The organism is Bordetella genomosp. 9 (genome assembly GCF_002261425.1).
GTDB lineage: Bacteria > Pseudomonadota > Gammaproteobacteria > Burkholderiales > Burkholderiaceae_B > Bordetella_C.
Genome location: NZ_NEVJ01000003.1, coordinates 326,636 through 348,483, shown reverse-complemented (window position 1 = coordinate 348,483; position 21,848 = coordinate 326,636). Strand labels below are relative to the sequence as shown.

The window sequence follows — 21,848 nt, the reverse complement described above, 5'->3', positions numbered from 1 at the left end:
GACCCAACCCGCCGACACACTGGAGCCACATCATGCAATGGAGAAAACCCCTTTTCGCCGCGCTGCTCGCGCTTGCCGCGGCCACCGGCGCGACCGGCGCGCAGGCTGCCGACAAGGTGCGTATCGGCTATTGGAGCAGCGGCGTCAGCCTGGGTTTCGGCGCGGTGCTGGAAGCCACGCCTTTCCTCAAGCAGCAGAACCTGGACGTCGAGTTCCTGCGCTTTCCCGACGTCAACGCGCCGCTGCGCGCGCTGGCGTCCAACTCCATCGACCTGGCCTACGGTGCGCCGGCCGCCGGCGTGTTCAGCAGCGCGGCCGAAGGCGTGCCCTTGAAGGTGTTCGCCGCGACCCAGCCGGCCGACGTGCAATTCGTGGTGCCGGAAGGCTCGCCGATCAAATCGCTGGACCAGTTGCGCGGCAAGAAGGTGGGCATGTCGCCCGCCGGCAGTTCGGTGGCGGTAATCGCGGGGGCCATCCTGGCCGGCAACTACGGCATCAAGCCCAATGACTTCTCGCTGGTCGGCGGCAACGAATCCAGGCTGGCGCAATTCCTGGTGCAGAAACAGGTCGATGCGTCGGCGCTGCGTTCCGTGACGGTGGCGCAGCTCACCGATTTGAAGGTGACCAAGCTGGGCAGCTTCGCCGACGAATGGCGCAAGCTGACCAAGAGCGATTCGGTGCCCTACATCGGGATCGGCACCGTGCGCAGCGAATACGTGCAGGCCCATCCGGAAGTCGTCGCCCGCGTGCTTGCCGGCATGCGCAACGCCCTGGCCTGGGCGCAGACCCACCAGCCCGAGGTCATCGCCATCCTGCAGAAATCGGCCAACCTGCCGGAAAACGACGCCAAGGTCTACGCCGGACTGTGGAACGACATGTACCGCATTTCGTTCGAGCAATCCGACATCGACACGCTCAAGCGCGAACACCAGGTCTTTACCGAGACCGGTGTCATCAAGGGCGCCCTGAAGGACGACCTGTTCGTCACGGGCCCTTGGCAGCAATCGAAATCCATCAAGTAATCCAAGTTATCCCGGCCATTTTCGCCGGCACCAAAGGAAAAGCATCCATGAACAAAACCATGAAAGCCCTGGTCCTGGACCAGCACGGCGGACTCGACCAACTCCACGTCGTGACGGACAAGCCGGTGCCCGCCGTCACGGCGGGCCACGTCGTCATCCGCGTGCGCGCGTCGTCGTTCAACTATCACGACGTGTTCACGGTACAGGGCATGCCCGGTATCAAGGTGCCGCTGCCGGTGGTGATCGGCCTGGACATGGCCGGTGAAATCGCCGAAGTCGGCGAAGGCGTGGAAGGCTGGAAGGTTGGCGACCGCGTGCTGGTCAACCCGCTGAACAAGGGCAAGGGCCTGATGGGCGAGATGCTGGACGGCGGCATGGCCGAATACTGCCTGGTGTCGGCCGGGCAGCTGATCGCCATGCCGGACAACGTCAGCTTCGACGATGCCGCGGCCCTGCCGGTGGCCTACGGCACCGCGCACCGCATGCTGATCACGCACAACACGGTCAAGGCCGGCGACAAGGTGGTGGTGCTGGGCGCCAGCGGCGGCGTGGGCACCGCCTGCGTCATCCTGGCCAAGCAGCTGGGCGCGGAAGTCATCGCCTGCGCCGGCAGCGATTCCAAGCTGCAGGGCTTGAAGTCGCTGGGCGCCGACCACCTGATCAACTACCGCGAAACGGATTTCAGCAAGTGGGCCATCGGCCAGTACGGCAAGCCCCAACGCCGCAACTACGAGGGCGGCGTGGACGTGGTCATCAACTTTACGGGCGGCGATACCTGGCTGCCTTCGCTGAAGTGCCTGAAGCGCGGCGGCACGCTGCTGGTGTGCGGCGCGACGGCCGGCCATGATCCCAAGGAAGACCTGCGCTACGTGTGGAGCTTCGAGCTGAACATCAAGGGTTCGAACAGCTTCTACGACGAGAACCTGAAGGCCTTGCTGGACATGGTGTCGGAAGGCACCGTCGATCCGCTGATCGACCGCGCCGTGCCGCTGGAACAGGCCGCCGAAGGCCTGGCCCTGATCCGCGACCGCGAAGTGCTGGGCAAGGTGATCGTCAATCCCTGACGCGCGCCGTGGCCACGTCCGGGGCGGGTGCCCCGGCGGCATGGAGAGCCATGCGGAAGGCCATGCGGAAAGCCATACGGAAGATCACACAGACAACCGAATACCAGAGATACGGAAATAACCATGACCGAAAAAACGCTCCCCACCAAGGAAGACATCCAGGCGAAACTGCTGCGCGGGCCTTACCACCAGTGGCTGGGCATCGAGGTCCTGTCCGTCGGGACGGGCGAGATCGAACTCAAGGCCAAGTGGCGCGAGGAGTGGGTGGTCAATGCCGAAAAGGGCTACACCCACGGCGGGATCCTGGCCGCGCTGGTGGACCTGACGGCCGACTGGGCGCTGGTCTCCAGCACCGGCCGGGGCGTGCCGACCATCGACCTGCGCGTGGATTACCACCGCGCCGCCTTCCAGGGCGACCTGACCGCCAAGGGCAAGGTCATCAAGTTCGGATCGCAGGTGTCGGTCGCCGAAGCGCAGGTCTTCGACAAGGACGGAAAACTCGTGGCCAGCGGCCGCGGCGTCTACTCCACGGCTGTGTAGTAAAGCCCACCCCCCGAAGCGCTGCGCGCTTCCCCCCTCCAAGGGGGGCGACGCCGGCGGACCGGGGGACCCGGATCCGCGGCGTCCCCGATCGGCGGCACCATCGCGGCACGGGTGAAACGCACAGTTTTAGGCGATTGATATGCATACACCGTACAACCTTGGCGACCTGATCGATCCGTCGGCCGATCCGGCGCGGATCGCCATGATAGGCGTGGACGCCGAACTGCATGAGGCGCGGTACACCTACGCCGAGCTCGATGCATTGGCGGAAGGCGTGGCGCAGGCGCTGCGCGCGCGCGGCTACGCCACGGGCGACCGCATCGCGCTGCTGTCCGCCAATTCGGTGCGTTACGTGGCGGCGGTGATGGGCATCATGCGCGCCGGGCTAGTGGCCGTGCCGGTGAACTTCAAGTTCCCGGCCTCCACCATCGCCTTCGTCCTGGAAGACAGCGGCGCCCGCCTCGTCCTGTTCGACGAAGCCCGCCGCCCCAGCCTTCCCGCCGGCCTCGAAGCGATACCCATGGAAGCCTCGGCGCACGCCGATCCCTTCCAGGACTTCCTGCGGCCCGGCAAGCAGCCCGCCTACCGTCCCAAGCCGGACGACGTGGCGCTGATGCTGTACACCTCCGGCTCCACCGGACGGCCCAAGGGCGTGCTGCTGTCGCACGCCAGCCATCTGTGGACGGTGCAGACGCGCCGCAAGGCCACCCCGCTGAACGACGAGCGGGCGCTGATCGCCGCGCCGCTGTACCACATGAACGCGCTGGCCCTGGCCTTCCTGTCGGTGGGCAGCCATGCCACCACGGTGCTGCTGCCGCAGTTCACGGCGCAGGCCTATATCCGCTGCATCGAACGCTACCGCTGTACCTGGCTGACCGCCGTGCCGCCGATGATCGCCATGATGCTGCGCGAGCGCGACCTGCTGTCCCGCACCGACCTGTCGTCGGTCAAGGTGATCCGCATGGGATCGGCGCCGGTCAGCGCCAGCCTGCTGGCGCAGATCCACGCCATGCTGCCCAACGCGCGCGTCATCAACGCCTTCGGCACCACGGAAGGCGGTCCGGTCGTCTTCGGCCCGCATCCGCAAGGCCTGCCGACGCCGACGACCTCCGTGGGCCACGCGCATCCGGAAGTCTCGCTGCGCCTGGCGCCCGGACCGGGCGACGGCCCCGACCAGGGCATCCTGGAAATGAAAAGCCCCGGCCTGATGCTGGGCTATCACCAGCGCCCCGACCTGGCCAACCCGTTCACGCCTGACGGCTACTATTCGACCGGCGACGTATTCCGCCGCGACGCGGACGGCTTCTACACCTTCGTCGGCCGGCGCGACGACATGTTCGTCAGCGGCGGCGAAAACATCTACCCGGGCGAAGTGGAGAAGATGCTGGAACAGCATCCCGCCGTGCAGCAGGCCGCCGTCGTCCCGGTGGAAGACGACATCAAGGGCCAGAAACCGGTGGCCTACATCGTCCTGCGCGCCGGCCACCACGCCGACGCCGAAGAGATCAAGCGCTACGCGCTGGAACACGCGCCGGCCTACCAGCATCCGCGGCAGGTCTGGTTCGTCGACCACCTGCCGCTGGCGTCCACCAACAAGATCGACCGCAATCAACTGCTGCGCGACGCGGCATCCCGCCTGGGCCAGGGCGACCACTGAAAAAAGGACTTTCCATGCGTTTCCCCTCCGTAATCGCGCTGGGCGGGCTAGTCGCCGCCCTGGCCGCGGCGCCTGCCCATGCCGTCGACGAAGTCACCGTCGCGCTGGCCATCCCGCCCGCCGTGCATGACGGCGCGCCCTACGCCGCCGCCGACGAGCTCGGCTATTTCAAGCAGGAAAACCTGTCGGTCAAGACCATCGTCTTCCAGGGCGCGGGCGCCCTGCTGCCGCAGGTCGCGAGCAAGCGCGTCACCTTCGGCTATCCGACATCCGAACCGGTCATCTCCAGCTATTTCAGCGGCAAGGACATCCTGCCGTTACGCTACTTCTATAACGGCGTACCGGGCAACACCATGGAATTCGCCGTGCTGGCCAATTCGCCCGTCAAGACGCTGGCCGACTTCAAGGGCAAGCAGATCGGCGTCGGCGCGCTGACCTGGGGCACCATACCCGGCGGCCGCGCCGCGCTGCGCACCGCCGGCCTGACGCCCGGCAAGGACGTGGACTACGTGGCCGTGGGCGCGCTCGCCGCCGGCTTCCAGGCATTGAAGACCGGGAAGGTGGAGGCGCTGAACTTCAATAGCAGCTGGAACGACATGCTGGAGATGTCCGGCACGCCGATCCGCCGCATCGCCTATCCGTCCGTCTTCGCCGAAACCGCGGGCAACGGCTTCATCGCCCATGTGGACACCTTCCGCGACCATCCCGACCTGATGGTGCGCTTCGCCCGCGCCTACACCAAGGCGCAGGTCGCCTGCGTCGCCAACCCGGAATTCTGCGTGCGGGCCTTCTGGCGCGCCAATCCGCAGTCCAAGCCGGCTGGCGACGAGGCCCAGGCGCTGAAGGACCAGGCCACGCTGCTCAGCCGGCGCCTGCAGCGCGTGCTCTACACCCCGTCCGGCCAGCCGCGCGTGCCCGGCTATTACGACCTGAAGGCCATCACCGCCGGCATCCAGGCCATGGCGGCCGCGGGCGAATATCCGTCGGCGAACGTGCCGGTGGACAAGATCTTTTCCAACGAGTTCATCAAGCAGATCAACGATTTCGATGCCGATGCCGTGCGCGCGCAGGCAAAGGCGGCCAAATGAGCGGCGACCATGGTAACCGCGCCGTGCTGCGGGTCGAGCCGGCGGACGCGGCCGTCGACGTCGCGCGCCGCATCGTCCTGGCCGGCTTTCCGCCAGGGCCGGCGCGCCTGCGCGCCGAACTGCGCCACCCGGACGGCAGCGTCTGGCGCAGCGCGGCGACGTTCACGGTCGGCGCCGACGGCACGGTCGACCTGGACAAGCAGGCGCCCGCCAGCGGCGACTGGGACGGCGCCGACGCCATGGCCGCGGTCTGGGCCATGAAACGCATCGAGCCCCCGACCGACCCCGCGCGCAGCGACGAAGTGGACACGCTGGCCATCGCCATCGACGCCGAGAGCGCCGATGGCCAGGCCGCCCATGCGACGCTGGTGCAGCGTTATGTCGTGGAAGGCGTCACGCGCCGCGAGATCCAGGAAGACGGCCTGGTGGGGACCGTGTTCCGCCCCGCCGGCACCGAGCCCCGCCCCGTCATCATCGTGCTGAACGGCTCCGGCGGCGGCATCCCGCGCCAGCGCGCCGCGCTGTACGCCGCGCATGGCTACACGGCATTCGCCCTGGGATACTTCAAGGCACCCGGCCTGCCCGCGCATATCTCCCGCACGCCGTTGGAGTACTTCGAAAAAGCCCTGCGCTGGACGCGCGCCAACCTGGCCCCCGCCAACGGCTTCGTCGCCGTGACGGGCCAGTCGCGCGGCGGCGAGCTGACGCTGATGCTGGCTTCGCGCTTCCCCGACCTGGTCAACGCCGCCATCGCCTATGTGCCCAGCGCGGTGGTGCACGGCACGCTGCGCGCCGGCGCGCCCGGCGAAGCGCCGGATTCGCCGACCTGGACCTGGCAGGGACAGCCGCTGCGCAATGTCTGGCAGGACAATCCCCAGGTCGATTGGGCGGCCTTCAACCAGACGCCCACCGACGGCCAGCCGGTACGGCAGGCGCCGGCCTTCCACACGCCGCTGCGCGACGCCGCATCCGTGGCCGCCGCCCGCATCGCCGTGGAAAAGATACAGGGCCCCGTCATGCTGGTTTCCGGCACCGACGACGGCTTCTGGCCTTCCACCCTGTTCAGCGAACAGATCGCCGCCACGCTCAAGGACCACGGCCACCGCTGGCCGGTCGAACACGTATGCGGCCAGGGCGCCGGCCATGCCATCGGCGTGCCCAACGTGCCCACCACGCTGATCGCCAAGCCCCATCCCGTCGCGGGCGTGGTGCTGACCGGCGGCGGCACGCCGCTGGCCAACGCCCAGGCGAACCGGCAATCCTGGGACGCCGTGCAGCGCTTCCTGGCGACCGCCGCGGCCGCGCACGGAGCGGGTGCATGAGCGCGGCATTGAGCTTCAAGCGCGTCGGGCTGACCTATCCGACGCGGCGCGGCAGGATACAGGCGCTGGCGGACATCGACCTGGATATCGCGCCGGGCGAATTCGTGGCGGTGCTGGGGCCTTCCGGCTGCGGCAAGTCCACGCTGCTGAAACTGGCGGCCGGACTGCTGCATCCCACCGAGGGCGACGTCAGCCTGGGGGGAGAAACCGTGACGCGGCCCAGCCGCCGCGCCGGCGTGGTGTTCCAGAAGCCCAATCTGCTGCCCTGGAAGACGGTGCTGGACAACGTATTGCTGCCGGCCCGCACCATGGACCTGCCGGCGGGACCGGCGCGCGAACGCGCGCGGTCGCTGCTGGAGCTGGTGTCGCTGGGCGGCTTCGCCGGCAACTATCCGGGCGAACTGTCCGGCGGCATGCAGCAACGCGTGGGCATCGCCCGCATGCTGCTGGCCGATCCCGACCTGCTGCTGATGGACGAGCCCTTCGCCGCCCTGGACGCCCTGACGCGCGAGGCCCTGACGCTCGAATTGCAGCGTATCTGGAGCACCCAGCGCAAATCGGTGCTGTTCATCACCCACAGCATTCCGGAAGCGGTGTTCCTGGCCGACCGCGTGCTGGTCATGTCGCCCCGGCCCGGACGCATCATCGAAGACTATCGCCCCGACCTGCCGCGCCCGCGCACCCTGGAAACGCTGGGCGACGCGGCTTTCAATGCCGCCTGCCAGCATCTGCGCCGCCACTTCACCCATGCGCAGGCCGCCTGATCGCGCCCTGCCGCCGCCTCCCCCGCCATGCTGAAACGCCTAGACATCACCTCTTTCCTTTATCCGCTGATCAGCGTCGCCGTGCTCATCGCGATCTGGCATTGGTCCATCCAGGCCTTCGCCATCCCCGACTACCTGCTGCCGCCGCCCGGCGCGGTGTTCCACGCGCTGTACGGCGGCTTCGCCGATGGCACGCTGTGGCCGCACATCTGGGCCACGCTGGCGGAATCGCTGGCCGGCTATGTCATCGGCTGCGGCCTGGCCGTGCTGCTGGGCGCGCTGCTGGCCGAATCCCGCACCTTCGAACGATTCCTGTATCCGCTGCTGGTCGGCCTGCAGGCCATGCCCAAGGTGGCCCTGGGGCCCATCATCCTGGTGTGGTTCGGCTTCGGCATGTCGTCCAAGGTGGTGCTGGTCGCGCTGGTGTGCTTCTTTCCCTTGTTCGTCAACACCATCAACGGCATCAAGCGCACGGATACCGAGCTGCTCGACGCCTGCCGCGCGTTTTCCGCCAGCCGGGCCTATCTGCTGCTGCACGTGAAGCTGCCTGCCGCGGCGGGCGATATCTTCTCGGGCCTGCAGATAGGCGTGGCGATGGCGCTGATCGGCGCGGTCGTGGGCGAATTCCTGTCCGCGCAACAGGGCCTGGGCTACCTGATCGCGTCGGCCTCGGTCAGCATGAGCCTGGCCACCATGTTCGCCGGCGTGCTGCTGCTGGCCGTCATCGGCCTGGCCGGATCCATGCTGATGCGCCGGATCCATCAACGCGTGGTGTTCTGGGAATCGCGCGGCGACCGCGACGCGGCCTGACGCTGATGGATGGCCGTTCCGGCCTGCCCGGGCGCGATGTCGGGCCTTAGCGTCAGCTCGGGTATCAGGTAATCGCCGCCGTTTTGCTTGCGGAACGGGATGGGTTCCGTGGTCGCCAGCGCGTCCAGGCGCTGGCCCAGGGTGTCACGGATCCCGGCAAAGCCGGCCGCGTCCACGCGGTTCGTGCGGTAGATCACATAAGGCGGCAGCACGTCGAAGCCTGGAAAGAACAGGATGCCGTGCTGGATGGGGAACAGGATGTCGTCGATCGCCCCATTGATGCCGCGCGGCGCGTAGTGCGACGCCCAGCCGCCCGCCGTCACTACGAGCATGGCCCGCTTGCCGGTCAGGATGCCTTCGCCATATCGGTCGCCCCAATGCGTGTCCGAGTGTTCGCCCACGCCATACGCGTATCCACAGGCATACACGCGATCGACCCAGCCCTTGAGTATGGCCGGCATCGAAAACCACCAGAGCGGGAACTGCAGGATGACAGCATCGGCCCATTTCAACTTCTCCTGTTCGCCGGCGATGTCGGCGCTCTGCGTGCCGTTCGCATAAGCCTGCTCCGAATCCGCGGATACGTCGAAGCGTGCATCGGTCCGCGCCGCGGTATTGTCGGCACGATCCACCACCGCCTTCCAGCGCATGGCGTACAGGTCCGATACCTGTACGGCATGTCCCGCCTGGCGCAGGCGTTCGACGGAGAAGTCCCTGATGGCCCCGTTCAGGGAACGAGGCTCGGGATGGGCGTAGACGATCAGGACATTCATGAGGCGGTGCTCCATAGGCTCGCAAGTGCGTATGGGCATACGATAGGCACGCCTCAGGTATATTCAAAATGAATTTCTGCAATCCCTGGTATTGCCATGAACAATTCATTGCGTCGCCTCGACCTGAACCTGCTGGTCACGCTGGATGCCCTGCTGGCCGAACACAACGTGACCCGCGCGGCCCGACGGCTGCATTTGGCGCAACCCACGGTGAGCGTGCAGCTGGCCCGGTTGAGGGAAGTGCTCGGCGACCCGCTGCTGCTGCCCGGCCCACGCGGCATGCGGCCCACGGCGCGCGCGGACGAACTGCGCGAACCGCTGCGCCTGGCCCTGGAAGCCCTGGAACAGGCCGTCGCGCCCAGCCGTCCATTCGATCCCGCGCGGGCCGAACAGACCTGGCGGGCGGCGGCATCCGACTACGGCGAATCGACCATATTGCTGCCGGCCATGGCGGCCTTGCGCGCGGCGGCGCCGCGCTCGCGCCTGGCGATACTCGAACTGAATCCTCCCATGCTGGCGCGGCAGGCGGACCAGGGCGACGTGGACCTTGCCTTCCACATCGGTGCCGAAGCACCGCCCGGGCTAAGACAGCGCTCACTGTTCATCGAGCGCTACGTGCTGGCCGGACGCAAGGGGCATCCTGGGCTGAAGCGCCGGCCAACCCTGGCGCAGTTCTGCAAACTCGACCACGCCATCGTATCGGCGGATGGCGGCGGCTTCCACGGCGTGACGGACGTAGCGCTGGCGCGGCTGGGCATGACGCGCCGGGTGGCGCTATCGGTGCCCCATTTCCTGTTCCTGGCGGCCGTATTGGCCAGCACCGACCTGGTGGCCCTGGTGCCGTCGCGGCTGGTGCTCGGCAACCATGCGCTGCAGGTGGTCGAGCCGCCCCTGGAAGTGGCGGGTTTCGAGATGCTCATGCTGTGGCATGAAAGGCTGCACCGCGATCCCGCGCATCAGTGGCTGCGCGACCTTGTCGCGCGGTCTGTCTGATCGCCGCGCGCCGGGACGGACTACTTCTTGGCCGGGGGATTGGCGACCGCGTCGAAGGCCCGGTCCAGGTTGTCCTGCGCGGTGGTCAGGCGGTCGCGCGTGCTCTGCACCCAGGTCATGTCCACCGACAGGCGCTGCTTGGCGTCGGCGAGCATGCGCGCGACTTCGGCGGGCTGCGGACCGCCCTGGCCCTTGCTGGAAGCGATCATGTTCTGCGCGGTCAGCACCTGGCGGAAGCGCGCTTCGTCCAGCGGCAGCTTGGCGTTGTCCACGCCGTTCGCCTTGCCGGACGCCGCATAGATGCGCTGCGCTTCCGCGTACGGGATGTCGGCCGGCTTCAGGTTGTTCTGGCGGCCGTAGCTGACCAGTTCGGAAGCGAAATGATGGCCGATGCGGAACGGCACGTTGGCGTCGCGCTGCAGGACGTCGGCCAGCTCGGTGGTGGTCGAATAATCGGCGTCCACTTCGGCCAGGGCGCGTTCGCGGTTCAGCACCAGGCCGCCCAGCATCTCGTCCAGCTTCAGGTACATATCCGTGGCGGAGTCCACCGCGTCCTGCGCCTGCCCGCGCTTGTAGTCGGGCATGCCGGGCGTCACGTTGTGCGCCACCACCAGCGCGGCCATCGCGTCGCCGACGGTTTCGCTGGCGGCCAGCCGCACGTCGTTCAGCGCATAGGGATTGCGCTTCTGCGGCATGATGCTGCTGGTGCCCGTCAGCTTGCCTTCGGTGAGCATCAGCCAGGGCTTGGGCTGGTGATACTGGGTGTGGATGTCCTGCACGAAGGCGCCCACGCTGAGCGCCATGGTGCTGGCCAGGCTGGCGGCTTCCGCGCCGATATCGATCTGCGAAAACTGCGCGGCGTCGTAGGAATTGTCCACCACGCCGTCGAAGCCCAGCAGGTCGGCCAGGCGCTTGCGGTCGATCGGGAAACTGGACGTGCCCAGGGCCGCCGCGCCCATGGGGCTGAGGTTCACGCGTGCATAGACCTGGCGCAGGCGCGCCGCGTCACGGTCCAGCACGTTGGAAAACGCCAGCAGGTAATGGCCGTAGGTGGTGGGTTGCGCCTGTACGCCATTGGTATAGGCCGGCACGATGGCGTCGGCGTACTTCTCGGCCAGCGCATTGACCGACGCGTGGGCCTGATTCAGCGCCTCGTAAAGATCGAGCAGGCGGTCGCGCAGCATGACGCGCCGGGTGGTGGCCAGGATGTCCTGGCGGCTGCGGCCGGAGTGCATGCGGGTGGCGTCGGCGCCCGCGATCTTGGTGATCAGCGGTTCCAGCTGCAGGTAGTCGCCGGGCCGTTTGCCGCCGGGCTTGTCGCCTTCCGCGATCACCTGGGCGACGGCGCGCGCGGTTTTCTGCGCGATGTCCGGCGGCAGGATGCCCTGCTCCGTCGTCATCACGATCGACGCCTTGTTGAACTGGCCGAGCCAGAAGAAATTGTCATGCAGGCCGCTGGCGCCGCCGTTCGCGGCATCGGCGCGGACGCACGCCAGGCCTAGCGCGAGCAGGCCGGCGGCAGCGAGACGGCGCGAGCCGCGGCCCGCTCGGCGGGCCTGGTGTGTGGCAACGGTCATGGGGTCTCCTTGCTTTGCATCCATCGGTCCGGAGCGTGCCCGCCCGGAAAACCACGATGATACCGTTGCCGCGCCCCTGGATCACCCGGCTTGCCGCATGACCGGCTTTCGCATTGCTCCCCTTGCCGTCGTTGGGGGTCATCCGCCGCGATGTTCGTCCAGCTGTTCCCGGATGGCCGCGGATATCCCCGCCAGGCCGTCGCGCAGTTGCTGTTCGGTCACCCAGGCGTAACCGATGCGCATGTAATGGCGGGGCATGTCGAACCAGTTGCCGGGACCGACGTAGGTGCCGTGGCGTTCCAGCAGGCTGCGGTAGAAGCGGTCCAGGTCGAAGGACGCCGGCACCTTCAGCCGGGGAAAGCACACCACGCCGCCGGCCGGCTCCACCCACTCCATATAGGGCTCGTCCCGCATCCAGGCCCGCAGGATGTCGCGGTGGCGCTGGTTGCGTTGATTGCTGGTCTTCAGCCAGGTTTCGCGCTGCGCCAATACCGCCGCGCCCACCGCCTCGTCCAGGACCGAGCCGCAGATGCCGATCTGCTCCTTGGCCGCCAGGAACAGCTCGTACAGCGGCCGGTTGCGGGTGATCAGCCAGCCGACGCGTATGCCTGGCGTGCCGTAGGCCTTGGACAACGACGATACGGCGATGAAACGATCGCTGATGCTGGCCGCCGTCGGGTAAGGCTCGCCATGGCTGAGGTCGCGGTAGGTTTCGTCCACCAGCACCACGCAGCCGTTGCGCCGTGCGATGTCGTCCAGGCGCAGCAGGTCGTCCCAGGACATCATCGAACCGGTCGGGTTGTGCGGGCAGGTCACGCTGATGCAGGCGGTGCCGGGCCGCACGGCGCGCTCGATGGCGTCGATATCCGTCTTGTAGCCGGCCTCGAAGGACAGATCGACGTAGCTGATCTCGCAGCCGATCGCTTTCGGCGTTTCGATATTGGTGGCGTAGTTCGGCCGCACCACGACCAGATGCGAATCCGGCTTCAGCATTGCGCTGGCGACGATGAACAAGGCGCCGGCCGCGCCGGCGCACACCAGCACGTCGTCCACGTGTATTGCCGGACTGCCGGCCTGGCGCGCGATCTGTTCGCGCAACGCCCGGTCGCCGCGGTGCTCGCCGTACAGCAGGGTGAGGTCGGACAGGTCCACGCCCAGTTCGCCCAGTTTGCGATCGGCGATGGAGCTTTCAGACAGATTGTTCCGGATGCGGCCATAGCCGACTTCTTCCGGCGCCTGCGCCTCGATCGGCATGCGTGTGTATTTCAAGACAGCCCCTCGTTGTGCTGGGAAAGGGGCAATGATGTGCCCTAGTCCCTGGTCGCGACATCCTCCCCGGGGAGGAGGCGGGCCGTCTTCAGGAACAGCGACAGCAGCTCGGACTGGGTGGAAATGCCGAGCTTGGCATAGGCGTTCTTTCGATGCGTCTTGACCGTGGTGATGGAGATGCCCAGGTGCAAGCCTATCGATTCCGACGAATGGCCTTGCAGCACCATGCGGACGACCTGGCCTTCCCGGGTGCTCAACCGTGGTTTGCCGAAGTCGTCGAAGGCGGTGTCGATGCGGGTATCCGCCGGCGCGCGGCTGCCGGCATCCGCCGCGGCATCGCGGTGCTCGCGCCAATACCGGGCGATGACCGCGGCCATGACAGGATGCAACTGGCGCAGGCAATACAGGTCCTGCTCGCTGAATCCGCCGGCCGCGTGCGGCCGCAGCAATCCGATCTCGGCGGCGGCGTCGCCGGGCAGCGGGACCAGGGCCAGCACTTCCACGCGATTCGGCGGCCAGCCCAACGTGACGTAGCCGATTTCCTCTTCGTCGGAGATTGCCACCGGGGCGGCATCCACCGCACCCGCCCTGGCACCGCCCGCCCCCGCGGCGGCGGTCGCGGCCGTGGCGGTGCCGCCGGAAAGCAGGTCGCGGATCCGCATCACCCCGCTCCGCAAGCCACCCAGATAGGCTTGGTAGCAGGGGTTCAACACATAGGAAAACCGCAGGTAATTGTCCAGGCCCTGCCGATACGCCGGCTCGGCGAAGCTGTCATACAGCAAAACCGGCCGCCCCCTGCCCCGGTACACCAGCACCGACACCATCTCGAACGGCACCACGCCCGCCAGCGCATCGAACAAAACGTCCAGCGACCGCCGTGTGCCGGCCTCGTCGATCAATTGACCGATGATCGCCTGCGGCAAGTGGCGATCTGGAGCGCTGACGGAATGGTTGGGCATAAGCAATGGCGGACTCGGTCTAGCCGCAGTTTATTCCTGGCGCGGCCGCCTGCCCTCCCGTCAGGCCTTTCTACGCATACTTGCCCACCAAGCCGCCGTCCACCACCAGTTCCGTGCCGGTGATATAGGATGCTTCGTCGGAGGCCAGGAAGGCGACGGCGTTGGCGACTTCCCATGGGGTGCCCATGCGGCCCATGGGTACCTGGCGATCGCGGGCGCGGCTGGCGGCCTGGGCATCGGTCGGGTCGAACATGCGGCCCACCGTGTGGCGCACGCGCGGCGTGTCGATCAGGCCGGGAATGACGGTGTTGGCGCGGATGCCGTCGGCGGCGTACTGCTGCGCCAGCATGCGGGCGAAATGGATGACGGCGGCCTTGGTCACGCTGTAGGCCAGGTGCGGATAGCCGGTGTAGCGGATGCCGGCGATGGAAGACACGGTGACAATGGCGCCGCCCCCCTGCGCCTTCATGATGGGCGCCACCAGGCTGCTGGCGATCAGCAGGCTGGTCACGTTGACGCGCTGGATGCGCTCCCAGTCCTCGACGCTAATGTCGCCCGGGCCGCCCACCTTGCCTATGCCGGCATTGGCCTGCAGGATGTCGATGCGGCCAAATTCCGCCATGGCGCTGGTCACGGCCTGGCGCATCGCCGCTTCGTCGCCGACGTCGGCACACAGGGGCAAGGCGATGCCGCCGGCATGGGCCACTTCCCGCGCGGCATCCTCCGCCGCCGCCGCGTCGCGATCCAGCGCGATAATGCGGGCGCCCTGCCGCGCCAGGGTGACGCAACTGGCCTTGCCTATGCTCCAGCCCGGCCCGCTGGCCCCCGCACCCGCCACCAGCGCCACCTTGCCCGCCAGGCGCGCCGTCATGCCGCCTGCCCCAGGCCGACCGTCATGCCGCCGCAGACATAAAGCACCTGCCCCGTAATGAAGCCGGCGCGGTCGTCCAGCAGCGTAGCCACCGCATGCGCGACATCCTCGGGTTGCCCCATGCGCCGCACCGGGATGTTGTCGATGATGCGTTGCGTGGACGGCGCACCCGGCGGATTGACGCGCGTGAACAGCTCGGTGGCGATCGGTCCCGGACCGATGGCATTGACCGTCACGCCATACGCGCCCGTCTCCAGCGCCCACGTGCGCGTCATCCCCAACAGCCCAGCCTTGGTCGCCGCGTAGACGCTGCGCTCGGCCTTGCCCAGCGCGGCGCGGCTGGCGATATTCACCACCCGGCCGAAACGCGCCGCGCGCATGCCCGGCAACAGCCCCTGCAGCAACAGCAGGGGCGCCTGCAGATTCAGGGCGCTGACCGCCGCCAGGTCTTCCGGCGTGGCGTCCTGCAAGGGCGCCGGCCGCACGATGCCGGCGTTATTCACCAGGCGCAGCACCGGCGTCACGGCCGCCAGTTCCGCCGCGGCCTGGCGGGTCGCCGCCGCATCGCTCAGGTCGACCGCCACATGCGTCTCGCCCGGCAGCGTTTCCGCCGGCGCGCGCATATCGAAATTGATCACCCGCGCGCCGTCCGCCAACAGACGCCGCACCACCGCGCGCCCTATTCCGTTGCTGCCGCCCGTGACCAGGACGTCGCGCACCGTTTCCTTGCCTTGGTTCATCGCCATGGCCCGTCACTCCTGCGTCTGATGGCTCTTGCCCTTGCCCACATAGGGAATGGCATGGTCGATGGTGTCCCAGATGAAACGGCCGGAAGGGCTTTCCTGCTCCTCCGCCACGTGCGCCACCAAGCCGGCGGCACGCGAGATCACGGCGAAACCGCGCATCAGCGCGGTGGGGATGCCCAGCTCGCCCAGCAGGGCCGCCACCGCGCCGGTCGCGTTGATGGTGATGTGGCGCCCCGCCACCTCGTCCACCGCGGCGGCCAGCGTGCGCAGGGCGCGCACCGAGGTGCCGGCCAGTTCCGGCTCCGCTTCGGCCATGTCCAGCAACTTGATCGCGCGCGGGTCGTCGGGCTTGTGCAGATGATGGCCGAAGCCCGGCATGGCACGCTTCTCCGCGCGATGGGCCCGGGCGATGTCCAGCGCCTCGGCGCGCGGATCGGCGGCATCCTTGATGCGGTCCAGCAGGCGCGAGCAGTTCTCCATGGTGCCGACGAAGGAACTGCCCACGGCCATCAGGCCGGCTGCCACCGCCCCCTGCAGGTTCTCCGGCGCGCTCATATAGATCAACCGCGTGGCGATGGCGCTGGGAGTCAGGCCATGCTCCATCAAGGTCACCAGCACCGCATCGACGATGCGCAGGTCGACCGGACGCGCCTTGCGTCCCGTGATCTGCATGAACAGCACCTCGGTGAACGTGGTCTTGCCGATCAGGTCCTCGACCAGGTCGGCGTCGCGATAGGACATGCCGGTGAGATGATGCGCGCACAGCCGGGTGACGGGGCCGGTGCCCTTGCCATGGTCCGTGCCGTTCGTGCGACCTGCTTGATTCGTGCCGTTCGATGATCCAGTCATGCGATTTCCTTGAGAGCGGCGTCGCGCACCGCGTTCTTGAGTACCTTGCCCACCGACGATCGGGGCAGGCTCTCGTAGATATGAATCTGCTTGGGGGCATGGACCGGTCCCAGCAGCCCGCGCACATGCCGCTTGAGCGCTTCGGCATCGATGACGGCGCCGGCGCGCGGTTGCACGGCGGCATGCACGGCTTCGCCCCATTTGTCGTCGGGCACGCCGAACACCGAGCACTCGTGCACGTCGGGATGCGAGATCAGGGCGTTTTCCACGTCGACCGGATACACGTTGAAGCCGCCCGTGATGACGACGTCGCGCAAGCGATCCTTGAGGAACAGGTAGCCCCGCTCATCCACCAGGCCCGTATCGCCGGTGCGCAGCCAGCCGTCGACCAGGGTCTCGGCGGTTTTCTCCGGCAGGCGCCAATAGCCCGTCATGACCAGGTCGCCGCGCACGGCCACCTCGCCGATCTCGCCCGTGGCGACGGGCTGGCCATCCGGCCCCAGGATCGCCAGGTCCGACAGCCACGTGACGCGGCCGACCGAACCCAGGTTGGCGGCGTCCTCGAAGTCGGCCGGGCGCATCAGGGTGACGATCTGCGGGGCCTCGGTCTGGCCGTAGGTGGTGCCGAGCACGGGGCCGAAGAATGCGCGCGCCTGCTCGAACTTGCCCACGGGCATGGGGGCGCCGCCGTAGATGAGGTTGCGCAGATGCGGGAAGTCGGCGCGGGACACGCCGTCCTGCGCCATGATCATGTAGATCAGGGTCGGCGGCATGAAGCTGAGCGTGCCGCCGCGCTCGCGGAAGGCCGCGGTGATGGTGGCGGGGCTGGCCGCGTCGACCAGCAGCAAGGCGCCGCCCTGGGCCAGCAGCGGCAGCAGGTAGGTGCCCGTCCCATGGGTAATGGGCGCGGCCACCACGTAACGGTCCTGCGGGCCCAGGCCCCAGCCGTTGATCTGGTTGATGATGCCGGCGTTCCACGCACGCGCCGGCTGCATCACGCCCTTGGGCAGGCCGGTGGTGCCGCCGGTGAACTTGATGGCTTGCACCGCGTCGCGGTCCATGGGATAGACAACGGGCGCCGCGCCGGCATGACGCGCCAGCAAGGCGGACAGTGCGTATTCCGTCGCGTGCGCGCCGGCCGCCCCATCCAGCCGGATGCGGTGCGCGGAGATCGACGTGCCGACCAGGGGCGCGCCAACGGCATCGAGCGCGATGATGGACGGTTCCGTCGCCTCCAGGATGCGGCCGATCTCGGTGGGGGTGCTGCGGTAGTTCAGCGGCACCCAGATCTTGCCCGCCGCCAGCGTGGCCAGCAGCGCAAGGATATGTTCGGCCGTATTGCCGGCACAGATGGCGACGCGGGTCTGCGGTGCGGGATCGAAGGCCTGCATCGCCGCGGCCAGGGCACGCACGCGATCCGCCAGGTCGGCGTACGAAATGCTTCCGTCCGGACCATCCAGCGCCGTATTGCCGGGATAGCGCTGCGCCGCACGGAAAAAGAAATCGATGGGGTACACCAGAAACTCCTTGAATACAGGCCGATCACTCATACGGGCCGATCACTCAGCCTTCAGATTCGCCGTCTTCACCACCTTGGCCCACTTCGCCGTCTCCGCGGCAATAAACCTGCCAAACGCCTTGGGCGAATTGTCCTCGGGCGGCAGCACGAACCCGCTCTTGTCGTACACCGCCCGCAGGTCGGCAGACTTCAAGGCCTCGTTCAACGCCGTATTCAGCCGCTCGATCACCGCCGGCGGCGTTCCGGCCGGCGCCATCAGCCCGAACCACGACTCCACCGAGAACCCGGGCAAGCCCGACTCCGCCAACGTCGGCACATCCGGCGCGAATGGCACGCGCTGTTGCGAAGTCACCCCCAGCGCGCGCAGCTTCCCGGCCCGCACGTGAGGCAAGGAAGACGGCATGTTGTCGAACATCGAATCGACCTGCCCGCCCAGCAGATCCGCCACCGCCGGGCCGCTGCCCCGATACGGCACGTGCAGGATGTCCGTGCCCGTCTCTATCTTGAACAGCTCGCAGGAAAGATGGATGGACGACCCGCTGCCCGACGACGCGCAGGTCAGCTTGCCCGGATTGGCCTTGGCGTAGGCGATGTATTCCTTGACGGTCTTGATCGGCACTTTGGGATTGACCACCAGGATGTTGGGCACGGAGGCCATCATGCCCACCGGCGCGAAATCCTTGTTCACGTCGTAATTGAGCTTGCTATACAGCGTCATGTTGATCGTGTTGGCGATCGAACCGACGTAGAGCGTATAGCCGTCCGGCGCGGCGCGCGTCACGGTTTCCGCGCCGATATTGCTGTTGGCGCCGGTGCGGTTTTCCACCACGAAGGTCTGCCCCAATTCCTGCGTCAGGGATTTGGCCAGCAGGCGCGCCACGATGTCGGTGGCACCGCCGGCGGCATAGCCGACGATCATGGTCACGGGATGGCTGGGGTATCTGGACGGGGTCGGAGTCTGGGTCTGGGCATGGGCCGGCATGGCAAGGCCCAGGCTCATCCCGCCGCCCAGCAGGGCGGCCGTCAGCACACGCGCGCAGCGTCTTGGCATCATTTTTTCTGTCTCCGTCTGTTTGTTCAAATTTTGGACAAATCTGTGTTTGCCTGCGCGTATGATGCTTCTACGCAAGGAGCGCGCAAAGACCGTTTGTCCAAATAATGAACAAGCCATCCACTGAGGCTACGCCGCCGCGGGGCCGCCGCAAGCATGAGACCCCCAACGCCCCTGACCGCGACGGCGGGCCGCGCACCTTGCGACGCGGCCTGCATATCCTTGGCGCGTTGCGTCGCGCGGGCGACAGCGGCCTGCACGTGACCGAAATCGCCGCGCAGACCGGCATGCAACGCTCGACCGTGTATCGCTTCCTCGACGTCCTGGTGGACGAAGGCTATGCCCTGCGCGATGGCGACAAGCCGCGCTATCGCGTGCTGCAGACCGACGCCGACAGTGGCGATCCGCATGAACAGGCGATACGGCGCTGGCGCCCCGCGATGCGCCGCATCAGCGACGCCATCGGCGACTCGGCTTTCCTGATCTGCCGTGCGGGCGACGACTCGCTGTGCCTGCATCGTGAGCTGGGCAATTACCCGGTGCAGGTGCTGACCGTCACCGTGGGGCATCGCCAGCCTTTGGGCGTGGGCGCCGCGGGCCTGGCGCTGCTGGCCGCGCTGCCTCCCGCCGAAGCCGCCGCCGTGATCGCCCGCAACGAAACAGCGCTACGCGGCTATGGCGGCCTGACGGCGGCGCATATCCGTCGCCTGGCGGAGAGCACGCGCGACCGCGGCTGGTCGGTCATCGGCAACACCGCGGTGCCAGGCGCGCTCGGCGTGGGAATGGCCTGGTGCGATGCGGAAGGCTATCCCCGGCTGGCCATCAGCGTGTCCACGCTTATTGATCGCATGCCCGCCGCGCGCCAGCGCACGATCGCCGAAGTCCTGCGCGGCGAACTGGCGCGGCGTTAGCCATGGGCGGCACTGCGAAAGGCGGTTGCAACAGCGTGGCAGGCCTGGCGGCCAGAGACGATCGCTACTGCCCGTCCGCCGTGTCCGGCCGTGGCGTCAGGGTCACGACCAGCTTGCCGCGGTTGTGGCCCTGTTGCAGTTGGCGCTGGGCGCGCTCCATCTGGGCGAAGTCGAAGACGCCGGTCACGTGCACGCGGACCTTTTCGCGATCGATCAGGTCGGCGATCCGGCCCAGTTGGCGGCCGTCCGGGCGGGCGGTGTAGCGGGCGGCGCGGGCGTTTTTCTGGCGCGCGCGTTCCTGTGACGGCTCATTAAGCGTCGAGATCAGCGCGCCGCCGTCCTTCAGCACGTTCCAGGAACGCTCCTGGGTGTCGCCGCCGATCAGGTCGAATACCACGTCGACGTCGCTGACTTCCCGCTCGAAATCCTGGGTCTTGTAGTCGATGACGCGATCCGCGCCCAGGCCGCGCAGGAAGTTCGCGCTGTCGCCGGAAGCCGTCACGAAGACCTCGGCGCCCTTGGCCTTGGCGAACTGCAGGGCAAGATGCCCGACGCCGCCGGCCGCGCCATGGATGAGCAGGCGCTGGCCACCCTTCAGCCCGCCGTGATCGAAGATGCCCTGCCAGGCGGTCAGCCCGGCCAGTGGCACGGCCGCGGCGGTGGCGAAGTCCAGCGACAAGGGCTTGCGGGCGATGCCTTCCAAGGGAGTCGTCACGAACTGCGCGTACGCCCCCTGCCCCTGGCCGACGAAGGCATAGACGGCGTCGCCCGGTTCGATGCCCGGCAGGCGCTGCCGGGTTTCCTCCAGGATGCCGGCGCAGTCGCGGCCCAGGATGTAAGGCAGGCGATCGGCCCGCACCAGCGGATATTTGCCTTCCCGCGTCTTGAGATCCACCGGATTCAGGCTGGCCGCCAGGATGCGTATCAGGCCTTCGCCCTGGGCGGGCTCCGGTATATCCACCCATTCTTCCTGGAGGACCTCGGGTCCTCCGAAACGGTGAATACGATAGGCTTGCATCCGGCTCATGGCGGCCTCCTCACGGCAGTGCGACGCTGCCCGGCCGCAATTGCTATGCCGCCCGCGTCACGCCGCCCGCTGGTAATACAGATTCTGCGGGTGCCGGGCCTCGGCGAAGAAGAACCAGCGCTCGGCCAGCAATCCCAGGTATTGGATCACGAAGGCGACCGCCAGCATCGCGATGGACGCCGCCGCCGTGGAGCCCAGCATCACCAGGATGAACGGGATGACGAAGGCACCCAGCACGAAGGCCGTCTTCACCGTCGCCAGCATGGCGGCGCTCTTGCCGTGGAAGAACTCCCGCATATTGAAGGAGCTGGAGGTGAACCCCTGCGACTTCTGGACCAGCTTGTCCGACCGGATCCCCGTGGCGCTCTGCAGGGTCGACTTGGGGTGCAGGCGGGCGTTGCGCGCCAGCGAGGCCATGCGCGACATGCAGCTCGCGGCGATCAGGATGCAGGCGCAGGGTCCCAGCACCACCACCAGCGGCGCGGCCCAGACCGCCGCGATCAGCGTGGCCAGGGTGAAACCCGACGCGCAACCCAAGAGCACGAAGTTCACCAGGGTAAAGGGGCTGGCCCATTCCTGCAGGAAGCGCAGGCAGGCGTAGATCATGGCTGTGCACACGAACAGCACGGCTGCGGCCACGACACCGACGATCCCGACGGCCAGGCTGTAGGGAAACGCCAGCGCGTGGGCCAGGCCGTAAAGAAAGGCCAGCAGCAGAAAGGTAGGGACAGCCAGGCATTCCCGCGACAACCACGAGGTCCGCCACATGGCGACGGCCCGCCATGCCCGTTCCGGATGGCCCAGATGGAAAAAGGACGCGAACAGGCCCAGGGCCCCCAGCACGCAGGCCGCCCCGGCGCCCGCCACGAAAAATCCCTGCGACGGCAGGGTCAGCGAGCCCGCGGCCGCCGCCAGCTCCATCGCGACCAGCGCGATCAGCAAGCCCTGCGCGGCGCCGCACAACGTAGTCAGAAAAACGACCGAAAAGGGTGGCCGCATGGATACTCCTTGGTTCTTGCGCTTGCCGCGATGC

Annotated in this window: 21 protein-coding genes; 10 read left to right on the top strand and 11 right to left on the bottom strand. The window is 67.7% G+C overall.

What is annotated here, in order from left to right:
* Positions 1–32 precede the first annotated feature (32 nt).
* The 8 genes from CAL26_RS12815 (at position 33) to CAL26_RS12780 (ending at position 8,270) form a co-directional block, all read left to right on the top strand.
* Entirely contained in the window at positions 33–1,022 is a 990-nt protein-coding gene (locus tag CAL26_RS12815; RefSeq protein ID WP_086064819.1) for an ABC transporter substrate-binding protein, read from the top strand.
* 59 nt (positions 1,023–1,081) lie between these two features.
* Complete coding sequence (locus CAL26_RS12810; protein WP_218831587.1) at positions 1,082–2,086, top strand: zinc-binding dehydrogenase; 1,005 nt, start codon at positions 1,082–1,084, stop codon at positions 2,084–2,086.
* A gap of 123 nt (positions 2,087–2,209) precedes the next feature.
* The gene (locus CAL26_RS12805; protein WP_094847299.1) at positions 2,210–2,626 is read left to right on the top strand and encodes a PaaI family thioesterase; all 417 of its coding nucleotides are present in this window, start codon (positions 2,210–2,212) and stop codon (positions 2,624–2,626) included.
* Positions 2,627–2,768: 142 nt separating this feature from the next.
* Positions 2,769–4,286: a class I adenylate-forming enzyme family protein gene (locus CAL26_RS12800; RefSeq protein ID WP_094847298.1), complete on the top strand. Its 1,518-nt coding sequence runs from the start codon at positions 2,769–2,771 to the stop codon at positions 4,284–4,286.
* 14 nt (positions 4,287–4,300) lie between these two features.
* Entirely contained in the window at positions 4,301–5,374 is a 1,074-nt protein-coding gene (locus tag CAL26_RS12795; protein WP_094847297.1) for an ABC transporter substrate-binding protein, read from the top strand.
* The gene (locus CAL26_RS12790; RefSeq protein ID WP_094847296.1) at positions 5,371–6,696 is read left to right on the top strand and encodes an acyl-CoA thioesterase/bile acid-CoA:amino acid N-acyltransferase family protein; all 1,326 of its coding nucleotides are present in this window, start codon (positions 5,371–5,373) and stop codon (positions 6,694–6,696) included. The genes CAL26_RS12795 and CAL26_RS12790 overlap by 4 nt, the downstream gene beginning before the upstream one ends.
* Complete coding sequence (locus tag CAL26_RS12785; RefSeq protein WP_094847295.1) at positions 6,693–7,460, top strand: ABC transporter ATP-binding protein; 768 nt, start codon at positions 6,693–6,695, stop codon at positions 7,458–7,460. Before CAL26_RS12790 ends, CAL26_RS12785 begins: the two co-directional genes overlap by 4 nt.
* 27 nt (positions 7,461–7,487) lie before the next feature.
* The gene (locus tag CAL26_RS12780; RefSeq protein ID WP_094847294.1) at positions 7,488–8,270 is read left to right on the top strand and encodes an ABC transporter permease; all 783 of its coding nucleotides are present in this window, start codon (positions 7,488–7,490) and stop codon (positions 8,268–8,270) included.
* On the opposite strand, the gene CAL26_RS12775 is transcribed toward CAL26_RS12780, so the two are convergent.
* A complete protein-coding gene (locus CAL26_RS12775) occupies positions 8,222–9,043 on the bottom strand; it encodes an NAD(P)H-dependent oxidoreductase (RefSeq protein ID WP_179283348.1) in 822 nt (273 codons plus the stop codon). The genes CAL26_RS12780 and CAL26_RS12775 overlap by 49 nt on opposite strands.
* 96 nt (positions 9,044–9,139) lie before the next feature.
* Here CAL26_RS12775 and CAL26_RS12770 point away from each other — a divergent pair, with 96 nt between their 5' ends.
* On the top strand, positions 9,140–10,036 hold the full coding sequence (locus CAL26_RS12770; RefSeq protein WP_094847292.1) for a LysR family transcriptional regulator: 897 nt from the start codon (positions 9,140–9,142) through the stop codon (positions 10,034–10,036).
* A gap of 20 nt (positions 10,037–10,056) precedes the next feature.
* Here CAL26_RS12770 and CAL26_RS12765 read toward each other — a convergent pair whose 3' ends face one another.
* From CAL26_RS12765 to CAL26_RS12730, 8 genes are all read right to left on the bottom strand, one after another.
* Positions 10,057–11,613 (bottom strand): argininosuccinate lyase, encoded by a 1,557-nt coding sequence (locus tag CAL26_RS12765; protein WP_094847291.1) that lies wholly within the window; start codon positions 11,611–11,613, stop codon positions 10,057–10,059.
* Positions 11,614–11,751: 138 nt separating this feature from the next.
* Positions 11,752–12,882: an aminotransferase class I/II-fold pyridoxal phosphate-dependent enzyme gene (locus CAL26_RS12760; protein WP_094847290.1), complete on the bottom strand. Its 1,131-nt coding sequence runs from the start codon at positions 12,880–12,882 to the stop codon at positions 11,752–11,754.
* A gap of 41 nt (positions 12,883–12,923) precedes the next feature.
* Entirely contained in the window at positions 12,924–13,841 is a 918-nt protein-coding gene (locus tag CAL26_RS12755) for a helix-turn-helix transcriptional regulator (RefSeq protein WP_218831545.1), read from the bottom strand.
* Between the two features lie 70 nt (positions 13,842–13,911).
* Complete coding sequence (locus CAL26_RS12750) at positions 13,912–14,712, bottom strand: SDR family NAD(P)-dependent oxidoreductase (protein WP_094847289.1); 801 nt, start codon at positions 14,710–14,712, stop codon at positions 13,912–13,914.
* Positions 14,709–15,452 (bottom strand): SDR family oxidoreductase, encoded by a 744-nt coding sequence (locus CAL26_RS12745; RefSeq protein WP_094849843.1) that lies wholly within the window; start codon positions 15,450–15,452, stop codon positions 14,709–14,711. Before CAL26_RS12745 ends, CAL26_RS12750 begins: the two co-directional genes overlap by 4 nt.
* Positions 15,453–15,464: 12 nt before the next feature.
* Complete coding sequence (locus CAL26_RS12740) at positions 15,465–16,307, bottom strand: citryl-CoA lyase (RefSeq protein ID WP_094847288.1); 843 nt, start codon at positions 16,305–16,307, stop codon at positions 15,465–15,467.
* Complete coding sequence (locus tag CAL26_RS12735) at positions 16,304–17,824, bottom strand: class I adenylate-forming enzyme family protein (RefSeq protein ID WP_094847287.1); 1,521 nt, start codon at positions 17,822–17,824, stop codon at positions 16,304–16,306. The genes CAL26_RS12740 and CAL26_RS12735 overlap by 4 nt, the downstream gene beginning before the upstream one ends.
* 42 nt (positions 17,825–17,866) lie before the next feature.
* Positions 17,867–18,877, bottom strand: coding sequence for a tripartite tricarboxylate transporter substrate binding protein (locus CAL26_RS12730; protein WP_373454513.1), 1,011 nt, complete (start codon positions 18,875–18,877; stop codon positions 17,867–17,869).
* Between the two features lie 107 nt (positions 18,878–18,984).
* Between CAL26_RS12730 and CAL26_RS12725 the strand changes: the two genes are divergently transcribed.
* A complete protein-coding gene (locus CAL26_RS12725) occupies positions 18,985–19,788 on the top strand; it encodes an IclR family transcriptional regulator (protein ID WP_094847286.1) in 804 nt (267 codons plus the stop codon).
* A 64-nt stretch (positions 19,789–19,852) separates the two neighbouring features.
* Here CAL26_RS12725 and CAL26_RS12720 read toward each other — a convergent pair whose 3' ends face one another.
* Positions 19,853–20,815: an NADP-dependent oxidoreductase gene (locus tag CAL26_RS12720; protein ID WP_094847285.1), complete on the bottom strand. Its 963-nt coding sequence runs from the start codon at positions 20,813–20,815 to the stop codon at positions 19,853–19,855.
* Positions 20,816–20,872: 57 nt separating this feature from the next.
* Positions 20,873–21,814: a dimethyl sulfoxide reductase anchor subunit family protein gene (locus CAL26_RS12715; protein WP_094847284.1), complete on the bottom strand. Its 942-nt coding sequence runs from the start codon at positions 21,812–21,814 to the stop codon at positions 20,873–20,875.
* Positions 21,815–21,848 lie beyond the last annotated feature (34 nt).